The 11,232-nt window shown below is 57.0% G+C and carries 12 protein-coding genes; 10 read left to right on the top strand and 2 right to left on the bottom strand.

Going from position 1 to position 11,232, the window contains the following annotated elements:
• The first annotated feature begins 25 nt into the window (after positions 1 to 25).
• Positions 26 to 469 (top strand): rhodanese-like domain-containing protein, encoded by a 444-nt coding sequence (locus NR302_RS13190; RefSeq protein WP_258143680.1) that lies wholly within the window; start codon positions 26 to 28, stop codon positions 467 to 469.
• Here NR302_RS13190 and flk read toward each other — a convergent pair.
• Positions 466 to 1,497 (bottom strand): flagella biosynthesis regulator Flk, encoded by a 1,032-nt coding sequence (gene flk, locus NR302_RS13185; protein WP_008101238.1) that lies wholly within the window; start codon positions 1,495 to 1,497, stop codon positions 466 to 468. The genes NR302_RS13190 and flk overlap by 4 nt on opposite strands.
• Positions 1,498 to 1,609: 112 nt before the next feature.
• A complete protein-coding gene (locus tag NR302_RS13180) occupies positions 1,610 to 2,515 on the bottom strand; it encodes a DMT family transporter (protein ID WP_154155812.1) in 906 nt (301 codons plus the stop codon).
• A gap of 94 nt (positions 2,516 to 2,609) precedes the next feature.
• Here NR302_RS13180 and NR302_RS13175 point away from each other — a divergent pair, with 94 nt between their 5' ends.
• The 9 genes from NR302_RS13175 to cvpA all read left to right on the top strand — a co-directional run bounded on the left by NR302_RS13175 (position 2,610) and on the right by cvpA (position 11,209).
• Positions 2,610 to 3,389, top strand: a complete 780-nt coding sequence (locus tag NR302_RS13175; RefSeq protein WP_258143679.1) for a helix-turn-helix domain-containing protein — start codon at positions 2,610 to 2,612, stop codon at positions 3,387 to 3,389.
• Between the two features lie 56 nt (positions 3,390 to 3,445).
• Positions 3,446 to 4,570 (top strand): 4-phosphoerythronate dehydrogenase PdxB, encoded by a 1,125-nt coding sequence (gene pdxB, locus NR302_RS13170; RefSeq protein WP_258143678.1) that lies wholly within the window; start codon positions 3,446 to 3,448, stop codon positions 4,568 to 4,570.
• A gap of 101 nt (positions 4,571 to 4,671) precedes the next feature.
• A complete protein-coding gene (locus NR302_RS13165; RefSeq protein ID WP_258143677.1) occupies positions 4,672 to 5,682 on the top strand; it encodes an aspartate-semialdehyde dehydrogenase in 1,011 nt (336 codons plus the stop codon).
• Positions 5,682 to 6,488: a tRNA pseudouridine(38-40) synthase TruA gene (gene truA, locus NR302_RS13160; protein ID WP_091003723.1), complete on the top strand. Its 807-nt coding sequence runs from the start codon at positions 5,682 to 5,684 to the stop codon at positions 6,486 to 6,488. Before NR302_RS13165 ends, truA begins: the two co-directional genes overlap by 1 nt.
• A gap of 159 nt (positions 6,489 to 6,647) precedes the next feature.
• The gene (locus NR302_RS13155; protein WP_008105206.1) at positions 6,648 to 7,301 is read left to right on the top strand and encodes a DedA family protein; all 654 of its coding nucleotides are present in this window, start codon (positions 6,648 to 6,650) and stop codon (positions 7,299 to 7,301) included.
• A 132-nt stretch (positions 7,302 to 7,433) separates the two neighbouring features.
• Entirely contained in the window at positions 7,434 to 8,342 is a 909-nt protein-coding gene (accD, locus tag NR302_RS13150) for an acetyl-CoA carboxylase, carboxyltransferase subunit beta (protein WP_008105205.1), read from the top strand.
• A gap of 126 nt (positions 8,343 to 8,468) precedes the next feature.
• Complete coding sequence (gene folC, locus NR302_RS13145) at positions 8,469 to 9,734, top strand: bifunctional tetrahydrofolate synthase/dihydrofolate synthase (RefSeq protein ID WP_258143676.1); 1,266 nt, start codon at positions 8,469 to 8,471, stop codon at positions 9,732 to 9,734.
• Positions 9,724 to 10,473, top strand: a complete 750-nt coding sequence (gene dedD / locus NR302_RS13140) for a cell division protein DedD (protein ID WP_008105201.1) — start codon at positions 9,724 to 9,726, stop codon at positions 10,471 to 10,473. Before folC ends, dedD begins: the two co-directional genes overlap by 11 nt.
• Before the next feature lie 250 nt (positions 10,474 to 10,723).
• Positions 10,724 to 11,209, top strand: coding sequence for a colicin V production protein (gene cvpA / locus NR302_RS13135; protein ID WP_258143675.1), 486 nt, complete (start codon positions 10,724 to 10,726; stop codon positions 11,207 to 11,209).
• Positions 11,210 to 11,232: the final 23 nt, after the last annotated feature.

Raw genomic sequence — 11,232 nt, 5'->3', positions numbered from 1 at the left:
CTGAAAATCATAACAGGAGAATGCGATGTCAGCGGTCTTAAAAATTGCTCCAGCCAGCGCCAGTGAAAGCGTGGCGTATCTGCAACATAAACTGGCGTACTACACCGATGCGTGGGATTTAGCGGAGGATCTGGCGCAGGGCATCACGGAAATCGTGGTGATTGATGCGCGTTCTGACGAGGTGTATCAGGCTGGCCATATTTGCGGTGCACTTTCGTTTCCGCATCGCACCATGAATGCGGAATCCACTGCGCATCTTGATCGCAGCAAAGTTTACATCACCTATTGCGACGGCATCGGTTGTAACGGTTCAACCAAAGCTGCGCTCAAGCTGGCGTCGCTGGGTTTTCAGGTCAAGGAGTTAATTGGCGGGCTGGATTTCTGGAAGCGCGATGGCCATCCAATGGCGTGGGGCGCGGCAGCGGGTGAATGGCCGCACGCCACGCCCGCTGCCAACTGCGGCTGCTAGATAAACAGCCACAGCAGGAAGATGAACAAGAAGATACCGGCAATCAGCGTGAGTGCCGGGCGCTGGGCCAGCGGCTGCGGCAGCATCTGGATAAACGGCGACCAGATTGGCTGCGGACGAATTTGGCTATCGGCCAGCGGCTGCTCATGCAGTTTCTCGGCGCGGCGGCTAAACAGCAGATTCAGCAGATCCTGCGTCTGCGCTGGCGTCAGCACGGTGGTCGGCAGCGCCTGGAAACGTTGCTGGCTGTAATCTTCCAGCAGTCGCTGCTCATCGTGGGTTAACGGCTGGCGCAGCGAGGTTTCCAGCATCTGCAAAGTCGGCGCACTGTGCTGAGCCAGCGTCTGACGCACCTGCAAATATTGCGTCAGCAGTGGGAAGTGGCGTGATGGAATCGGATCGCCACTTTTCAGATGCACCAGCTTCAGCGTATCGGCCAGCAATTTCACCGGCGATTCACCGGTTTTCGCTGCAAGACGCGTAACCTGCTGATTCAGTGATTGCTGTTCTGCCGGCAGCAAGCTGCGATCGGACACGCGCGTTTGCTGCGGCTGCGGGATCGCCATCTGGCCGTTTTGCAACATGGTCAGCACCTGACGCAGCTGATCCTGCGACAACGCGCTCAACACCGTTTGGTTAAACTGCTGACGAATAAATTCGCTCACCGCCTGGCGATTATTTCCCTGCGGCAATTTTTCCAGCAGTTGCTGCAACAGCTGGCGCGTAGCGAGGCTGTTTTGCACTTGCGTCAAGCGACCATTGAGATGCTGTTCCGCCGCCGGGAAGTGGCGCGATTGCAGCTCCGCTTCACTCTTCACCCCGACTTCATGCCGCACGCCAGCCCAGAGCTCCGGCGCTTTCAGCGTACTCAAAGACATAATGCGCACGATTAGGCGTTCCAGCGTGGTGCGCTGGGCAGGAGAGAGCGGCTGCTCACCGGCTGGACCGCCAGGACGCGTCGGGCCAGTGGCCTGAGATAAAGGGGAACGATCGCCCGCGGGCACACCGGGACCGCTGAGAGGTTGCATGGCGGAATCCTTGAAAACGGGTCAGATCCGGGTGCGCCGGAAAAAAGAGGCCACATGATAGCAAAAGCCCCCAGGAAATCCACGGGGGCTGCGGCCTTTCCGGATAATAAAATCAGGCAGCAGGATCGGCAAGGGTCGCGCTACGTGGCTTACGCAGCGGGGTTTTCAGACGTTGCGCCAGAATAACGCCAACTAACGTCATGCCGCCGCCAATCCAGTGATAGGCGTGTAGCTGCTCATGCAGGAACATCACGGCAATAATGGCAGTAAACGCCGGTACGAAATTCATAAAAATGCTGGTGGTGCTGGCACCCAGACGCTGCACGCCAAGGATCCACAGGAACGGTGCGATGATCGACGCAAACAGTCCGGCATACAGCACCAGCGGCAGATTGTGCATATTGAGCGTGACATCCGGCGCATGCAGGAAGCCAGGCAGCAACAGCAGCACGCCAAAGAAAATCTGCACATACAGGCTTTGCCAGGTTGGCAGCGGAATCGCCCAGCGTTTGGTCAGCACGCCGTACAAGGCGTAGGAAGTGGACGCTGCCAGCATCATCAATTCACCATTGCCAAGCCGTTGATTCAGCAACTGTGCCGGATTGCCTTCGCTCACCAGCCACACCAAACCGGCGAACGACAGCAAGCCGCCAATCAAAATGCCGCGCGTCGGTGCAAGGCGCAGCACCACCAGGCTGAGCAGAATGGTCAGCAGCGGAATGGTCGCGCCGAGAATCCCCATCATCACCGCAGAAACGCTGTGCGCTGCGTAATAAGCGAGGCTTTGATACAGCACCATGCCGAGCAGACCGAGGATCAGCAATCGCCAGCCGTTGGCTTTGATGGTGTGACGATGGCGCCACACGCCCGGCAGGCAAAACGGTGCCAGCACCACCAGCGCCAGCAGCCAGCGATAGAAGGAGATCGCCGCAGGATCGATACTTCCCGCCGAGAGTTTGCTGACGATAGTGTTGATCGACCAGATCAGCACCGCGATCAGCGGAAACAGTAAATTCATGATACAGCTCCTCAGATAATCGCGAATAGTTTACGTTTGACCGGTTTAAAGTAGATAGTTAAAATCGGACAATATTTGTTAGTGACCGGACAGAATGAATCTTCAAGTCGAATACCAGCCGCCGATTGATGCGCCCTTGCTGCGCTTCTTTATGCGTTACGACGAGGTCAACGCCAAAACCGAATACCTCACGCATGCGCATGATTGGGGCCAGGTGATTTTTGTCACCAGCCACGTACTGGAGATGGAAGTGGAGGGCGAACGTCTGCTGACGCCCGCCGATATTCCGATCTGGATCCCGGCCGGCCATCGTCACAGCAGCTACAACCACAACGATGCGCGTTTTCGCACCTTTAATCTTGCCGCCGATCTCTGCGCGGGCCTGCCGGATAAAGCCTGCTTATTGCATGTCGATGCCATTGGGCACGCCATCATGAATGATTTTGCCCGCCGTGAACTGGAGCAGCCGCAGACGCAAGCCGACTGGCACATGTGCGAAGTGTTGATTGATCGCCTGCGTCTGGCGCCGGTGCACAACAGCTATTTACCGATGTCAGATGACAAATTCCTCGCGCCGATTCTGCGCGCGCTCGAAGCGCATCCCGGCGATAACACCACGCTGGCACAATGGGCGAAGCGCGTGTTCACCACCGAGCGTACGCTAGCGCGACGCTGTCAGCAGCAGTTGAATATGTCGTTCAGCGAGTGGCGGCAACGTTTACGCTTTCTGCGCGCTATCGCGCTGCTGGAGCAGGGCTGCAGCGTGCAGGGCATCGCCCATGAGCTGGGTTACAGCTCCGCCTCGGCGCTGATTGTGATGTTCCAGCAACAGGCCGGTACCACGCCCGATCGCTATCGCAGTCGGTTAGGTTAATCCCCGGCTTTATGGCAAAATACGCGCCTTAAATTTTTGCAGACAGGACCGCCGCAGTGAAAATTCTCGTCGATGAAAATATGCCTTATGCCCGTGAACTGTTCAGCCGCACCGGCGATGTTGTGGCGGTGCCGGGACGTCCGTTGCCGGAAGCCGAGTTGCAAGATGCCGATGGCCTGATGGTGCGTTCCGTCACCAAAGTGAATGCGGCGCTGCTGGCCGGTACGCCGGTGAAGTTTGTCGGCACCGCGACGGCGGGCACCGATCATATTGATGATGCATCGCTGGCAACGGCCGGCATTAGCTTCTCTGCGGCGCCAGGCTGTAACGCCATTGCGGTGGTGGAATATGTTTTCTCCTCGCTGCTGCTGCTGGCGGAGCGCGCTGGTTTTGAACTGCGCGATCGCACAGTGGGCATTGTTGGCGTGGGTAATGTCGGAGGCCGCCTGCAGAAGCGTCTGCAAGCCTGGGGCGTGAAAACGCTGCTGTGCGATCCGCCACGCGCCGATCGTGGCGATCAGGAAACCTTCCATTCGCTGGATGATCTGGTGGCACAGGCCGACATCCTGACTTTCCACACGCCGCTGTTTAAAGATGGCCCTTATAAAAGCTGGCATCTGGCCGATGCGGCGCTGCTGATGGCGCTTAAACCCAACACCATTTTGATCAACGCTTGCCGCGGTCCGGTGGTGGATAACGCAGCGCTGCTGGAAGTGCTGAAAATGCGCCACGATCTCAGCGTGGTGCTGGATGTGTGGGAGCCAGAACCGGATCTGTCGCTCGAGCTGCTGGATAAAGTTGATATCGCCACCGCACATATCGCCGGCTACACGCTGGAAGGTAAAGCGCGTGGCACCACGCAAGTGTTTGAAGCCTGGTGCGACTTTATCGGCCAGCCGCAGCAGGTGGCGCTGGAAAGCCTGCTGCCCGCACCGGAATTTGGTTCTATCACCCTGCGCGGCAAGCTCGATCAGCCAACGCTAAAACGCTTAGTGCATCTGGTGTATGATGTGCGCCGCGACGATGCGCCACTGCGTAAAGTGGCGGCAAAGCCAGGCGAGTTTGATCGCCTGCGCAAGCAATATGAAGAGCGTCGTGAATGGTCATCGCTGCAGGTGCATTGCGATGATGCGGAGACGGCGGCGATGCTCAATCAACTTGGCTTCCGCGCCAGTTTGTAAAGAAATTTCAATCACCTGCAATATTGCGGGGGATAATTCCTAAATCTCGGGCGATGTTTTCATCGCCTTCTGTTTTTGTGTCAATCTCTGGAGTAACCAACATGTCTGACGGCTGGAATATCGCGCTTTTGGGCGCAACAGGCGCAGTAGGGAACGCTGTACTGGAACTGCTGGCTGAACGCCAGTTCCCGGTTGGTGAGTTGTATCTACTGGCGAGTGAAAACGGTGCCGGTGAGAACAAACGTTTTGAGGGACGTACCGTGCTGGTGCAGGACGTGGCCGAATTTGACTGGACACAAGTGCAGCTGGCGTTCTTCACTGCAGGTCGTGAAGCCTCGGCGCGCTATGCCGAAGAAGCCGCCAGCCAGGGTTGTCTGGTGATCGATAGCAGCGACCTGTTCGCGCTCGAACCGGACGTGCCGCTGGTGGTGCCAGATGTGAATCCACAAGTGCTGGCGGATTACCGCAATCGCAACATCATTACAGTTGCCGACAGCCTGGTGAGCCAGCTGCTGTGCGCAATCAAACCGCTGGTGAATCTCGCCGGTCTGAGCCGTTTGCAGGTTACCAACCTGATTGCGGCTTCCAGTCACGGCAAAGCGGCGGTTGATGGCCTGGCCGGTGAAAGTGCGCGTTTGCTGAACGGCGTACCTGCGGAGCAGCACTACTTTGGCCGCCAACTGGCGTTCAACATTTTGCCGCTGCTGGCTGACAGCAATGGCAGCGTCGAGAGTGAGCGTCGCGTGGTTGAGCAGGTGCGTAAAGTGCTGCAAGACGAAGGTTTGCCGATCGCGGTAAGCAGCGTGCAGGCACCGGTGTTCTACGGCAATGCGCAGATCGTGCACGTGGAGAATCTGCGCCCGCTTTCTGCAGAAGAAGCGCGAGATGAACTGGGCCGCTCCGGGGATATCAACCTGAGCGAAGAGAGCGATTACCCAACGCAGGTGGGCGATGCATCTGGCAGCGACGTGCTGAGCATTGGCTGCGTGCGCAATGATTACGGCATCCCAGAGCTGCTGCAGTTCTGGTCTGTGGCAGACAACATCCGTTTCGGCGGTGCACTGATGGCGGTAAAAACTGCTGAAAAACTGGTGCAGGAGTATTTCTATTAATGTTGCCTGAAGGTAAGACGCTTAAGCTGGCGTTGGGTATTGAATACGATGGCAGCCGTTATTACGGCTGGCAGCGGCAAAATGAAGTGCGCAGCGTGCAGGAAAAGCTGGAAAAGGCGCTGTCGAAAGTGGCGGATCATCCGGTGGTGGTGTTCTGCGCGGGCCGCACCGATGCTGGCGTGCACGGCACAGGACAAGTGGTGCATTTCGAAACCACTTCGCCGCGTGCTGACGCGGCCTGGACGTTGGGCGTGAACGCCAATCTGCCCGATGATATCGCGGTGCGTTGGGTGAAAGCGGTGCCGGAGGAGTTCCATGCCCGTTTTAGCGCGACGGCACGCCGCTATCGCTACGTAATTTACAACCATCGGCTGCGTCCGGCGATTCTGGGCAATGGCATTACCCATTATTACCATCCGCTGGATGCAGAGAAGATGCAGCGCGCCGGGCAGGCGCTGATTGGCGAGAATGACTTCACCTCATTCCGCGCGGTGCAGTGCCAGTCACGCACGCCGTGGCGCAATGTGATGCATCTTAACGTCACGCGTCATGGGCCGTATGTGGTGGTGGATATCAAAGCCAATGCTTTTGTGCATCACATGGTGCGTAACATTGTTGGCAGCCTGATGGAAATCGGCACCGGTAATCAGCCGGAAGAGTGGATGGCGACGCTGCTGGCGGCCAAAGATCGTAAGCTGGCGGCGGCGACCGCCAAAGCCGAGGGGCTTTATCTGGTGGCGGTGGATTATCCATCCCACTTTGCATTACCTCAGCCTGCGTTGGGACCCTTGTTCCTCGCGGATTAACCATTACTTTAATATGTATACCCTAAATAATTCGAGCTGCGGCAAGGCGGCAAGTGAGTGAATCCTCGGGAGCTTACATCAGTAAGTGACCGAGGTGAGCGCACGCAGCCAACGCAGCTGCAGCTTGAAGTATGACGGGTATCGGGGAGTCGTTGTTATATGGAGTTCATCCACTTTCTGGTCGATTTTATTCTGCATATTGATGTGCATTTGGCCGAACTGGTGGCGCAGTACGGCATCTGGATTTACGCCATTCTGTTCCTGATTCTGTTCTGTGAAACCGGTTTGGTGGTCACGCCGTTCCTGCCTGGTGATTCCCTGCTTTTTGTTGCCGGTGCGCTGGCGGCACTGCCGGGTAACGATCTCAACGTGCATCTGATGGTGACGCTGTTGGTGATCGCCGCCATCCTCGGTGATGCGGTGAACTACACTATTGGGCGTCTGTTCGGTGAGAAGCTGTTCAGTAACCCGAACTCGAAAATTTTCCGTCGCAGTTACCTGGATAAAACCCACGCGTTCTACGATCGCCACGGTGGCAAAACCATTATACTTGCGCGCTTTGTACCAATCGTGCGAACCTTTGCCCCCTTTGTGGCAGGGATGGGACACATGTCTTATCGCCACTTCGCGCTCTACAATGTTACGGGCGCACTGCTGTGGGTGCTGCTGTTCTCTTACGCCGGTTACCTGTTTGGCGACCTGCCGATTGTGCAGGAGAACCTGAAGCTGCTGATCGTTGGCATCATCGTGGTTTCCATACTGCCAGGCGTAATTGAAGTGTGGCGTCACCGCCGTCAGCAGAAGTCACAGTAAGCTCGTAACCAGATTTTTATCCACAGCGTGAACGGGTTGTGGTTTAATGAGCGACATTTACGGCCTGCTGAAGGTGATTTCAGCAGCAATGAGAAGACTGGACCAGGTCAGCATTAAATAGAAAGGTCATCAATGAGCTGGATTGAACGCATACTGAATAAAAGCACTGCCACGCCAACGCGCAAAGCCAGCATCCCGGAAGGGGTGTGGACCAAGTGCGATAGCTGTGGACAGGTGCTGTACCGCGCCGAGCTGGAGCGTAACCTCGAGGTCTGCCCGAAGTGCGACCATCACATGCGCATGCACGCCCGTGAGCGTCTGCATAGCATGCTGGATGAAGGTTCGCTGGTTGAGCTGGGTAGCGAGCTGGAACCGAAGGATCTGCTGAAGTTCCGCGACTCGAAGAAGTATAAAGACCGTTTGGTCGCCGCACAGAAAGATACCGGCGAGAAAGATGCGCTGGTGGCGATGAAAGGCACGCTGCACGGCATGCCGATTGTTGCTGTGGCCTTTGAGTTCTCCTTTATGGGCGGCTCAATGGGTTCTGTGGTTGGCGCACGCTTTGTGCGTGGCGTTGAGCAGGCGTTGGAAGACAACTGCCCACTGATCTGCTTCTCCGCATCAGGCGGTGCTCGTATGCAGGAAGCGCTGCAGTCGCTGATGCAGATGGCGAAAACCAGTGCTGCACTGGCGAAAATGCAGGAGCGCGGCTTGCCGTACATCTCCGTGCTGACCGACCCAACCATGGGCGGCGTTTCAGCCAGCTTCGCGATGTTGGGCGATCTCAACGTGGCGGAACCGAAAGCGCTGATCGGCTTTGCCGGTCCACGCGTTATCGAGCAGACCGTGCGTGAGAAACTGCCGCCGGGCTTCCAGCGCAGTGAGTTCCTGATTGAGAAAGGCGCGATCGACATGATCATCCGTCGTCCGGAAATGCGCTTTAAGCTGGCAAGCCTGCTGGCGAAAATGATGAACCTGCCAGCGCCGCAGCTGGATGGTGATCAGCCTAATGTGGCTGAGCCGGAGAGCAACGAAGCCTGACAGGCAACGGAAAGGCGCAGCAATGTTCCTTTCCTCCAATGCACCGTCTACATTGAATACTTAAGGTTGCATCCGATATGGCCCGCGACCTTAAGTTATTTAATGTATTGATTTTTAACGGGACACATGGATAATTCTCTTCCTCAAGCCACGTCGCCTTTGGCCACGTGGCTTCATTATCTTGAGCATCTGCACTCGCAGGCCATTGAACTGGGTCTGGATCGTATTCAACGCGTCGCAGCACGCCTCGACCTGCTCAAACCCGCTCCTTTTGTCTTCACCGTCGCCGGTACTAACGGCAAAGGCACCACCTGTCGCACGCTGGAAACGCTGTTGATGGCTGCGGGCTATCGCGTGGGCGTTTACAGCTCGCCACATCTGGTGCGTTACACCGAACGCGTGCGTGTGCAGGGCGCTGAACTGGATGAAGCGCAACACAGCGCCAGTTTTGCCGCGATTGAAGCCGGACGTGGTGACATTTCACTGACCTACTTTGAGTTCGGCACTTTGTCGGCCTTCAATCTGTTCCGCGCGGCGAATCTCGACGTGGTGATCCTTGAAGTCGGCCTGGGCGGACGTCTTGATGCCACCAATATTGTCGATGCCGATGTGGCGGTGATCACCAGCATCGCGCTGGATCACACCGATTGGCTCGGTCCGGACCGTGAAAGTATCGGCCGGGAAAAAGCTGGCGTGTTCCGCGCAGGTAAACCGGCAATTGTCGGTGAAGCCGATATGCCGGGCACCATCGCGGATGTTGCGGCAGAGAAGGGCGCGGTGTTGCTGCAGCGCAATCGCGACTGGCAGTGGCAGCAAACCGGCGCCAGCTGGATGTTGCAGGATGCGCACGGCGAGCTGCGCGATTTACCGCTGCCGCAGGTGCCGTTACCCAATGCCGCCACCGCGCTGACCGCGCTGCGTGCGTCGGGTTTAACGGTGAGCGAAGCGATTATTCGTCAGCATCTGCCGCTCGCGATTCTGCCGGGGCGTTTCCAGACCGTCAGCGAAGCGCCGCGCGTCATTCTCGATGTGGCGCACAATCCGCATGCCGCTTATTATCTGGCTTCACGCCTGGCTGAAGAGCCGCACAGCGGTGAAGTGCATGCGGTGGTCGGTATGTTGCACGATAAAGATATCGCGGGGACTTTGGCGGCGCTGGCGCCTCAGGTTGACCGCTGGTACTGCGCGCCGCTCGACGGCCCGCGCGGTGCCTCCGCCGATGAGCTCCTCGCTCATCTGGATGGCGGCGTGGCCTACAGCAACGTTGATGCGGCCTGGCAAGCGGCGCGTCAGCAGGCGCGTCCCGAAGATGTGATTCTGGTGTGTGGCTCTTTCCACACCGTAGCGCAGGTTATGGAATCGATGGCAGCGGAGAACGGCAGTGGCAAGTAAGTTCCAAAATCGCTTAGTCGGTACGGTCATTCTGGTGGCGATTGGTGTCATCGTATTGCCCGGCCTGCTGGACGGTAAGAAGAAGCACTATAAAGAAGAGTTCGCCGCCATTCCGCTGGTGCCAAAACCGGACGATCAGCAGGATAGCGAAATGGTGCCGCCGGTGACGCAACCCTTACCGGCGCAGCCGCCGGAAGGGGCGGGCGCGGCACAAAATCAGAACGGCGGTAAGACCGCCACCAACGGCAGCGAGCAGCCAACGCAGAATAGCGAGCCAAGCGTGGTGACGCCGCCGCCGGTGCATCAGCAAGTGCAGCCGAAACCGGTTGAACAGCCGAAGCCAAAACCGGTCGAGCAGCCGAAACCGAAGCCGGTTGAACAGCCGAAGCCAAAACCGGTTGAGCAACCGAAGCCGAAACCTGTCGAGCAGCCGAAGCCGGTGGAACAGCCAAAACCGGTGGAAACGCCGAAGCAGAGTGAACCTGCAGCGCCAGCCGGCCAGGCGTTTGTGGTACAGCTCGGAGCGCTGAAGAATGCGGCGAAAGTAAGCGAGATTGTCGCGCAGCTACGTCTCTCCGGTTATCGCGCCTTCACCGTGCCGTCGACGCCGGTGCAGGGACAAATCACCCGTATTTATGTTGGTCCGGATGCGAACAAAGCCAAGCTGCAAGGCTCGCTGAGTGAGCTGCAAAGCATTTCCGGCCTCGGTGGTGTGGTGAAACCGTATAGCGCCAGATAAAGCGCTGATAAGCCGCGCCGATAACAGTAAAAGGCGCGGCTTTACAAAAGTTTCGTAGCGAAGCGCGGCGATAAAATCATTGAATATCAGGGAATTAAATCCCTGATAATACACAGGGCGAGGAAAGTTTTTTTCATCGCCCTTTTTGCGGAAACAGAACCGGAAAACCCTACGCAAACGTTTTCTTTTTCTGTTAGAATGCGCCCCGAACTGGATGCAGGGGTGCGATAGCACTGGGCTGGAAGAGTTCATGATCTGGATTGATTACGTCATTATTGCGGTAGTTGGTTTTTCGGCTCTGGTCAGCCTGATTCGTGGGTTTGTCCGGGAAGCCTTATCTCTCGTTACCTGGGGATGCGCGTTTTTTGTCGCCAGTCATTATTACGCCTACCTTGCAGTCTGGTTTACCGGTTTTAGCGACGAACTGGTGCGCAACGGCATCGCCATCGGGGTGTTATTCGTTGCTACCCTGATTGTGGGTGCCATCGTCAACTATGTCATCGGCTCGCTGGTTGAAAAAACTGGCTTGTCGGGAACCGACAGGGTGTTGGGTGTCTGTTTCGGGGCGTTGCGTGGCGTGCTGATCGTATCTGCTATGCTGTTCTTCCTCGATACATTCACCGGCTTTTCGAAAAGTCCGGACTGGCAACAGTCGCAACTTATCCCCGAATTCAGTTACATCATCAGGTGGTTTTTCGATTACCTGAAAAGTACGTCGAGTTTTTTACCCCGGTGACACCATCGGGCGTGCGGCTAATG

The organism is Pantoea sp. SOD02 (genome assembly GCF_024707505.1).
Taxonomy (GTDB): Bacteria; Pseudomonadota; Gammaproteobacteria; order Enterobacterales; family Enterobacteriaceae; genus Pantoea; species Pantoea symbiotica.
The sequence above is the reverse complement of the archived record's forward strand: the minus strand, read 5'-3'. Positions and strand labels throughout refer to the sequence as shown.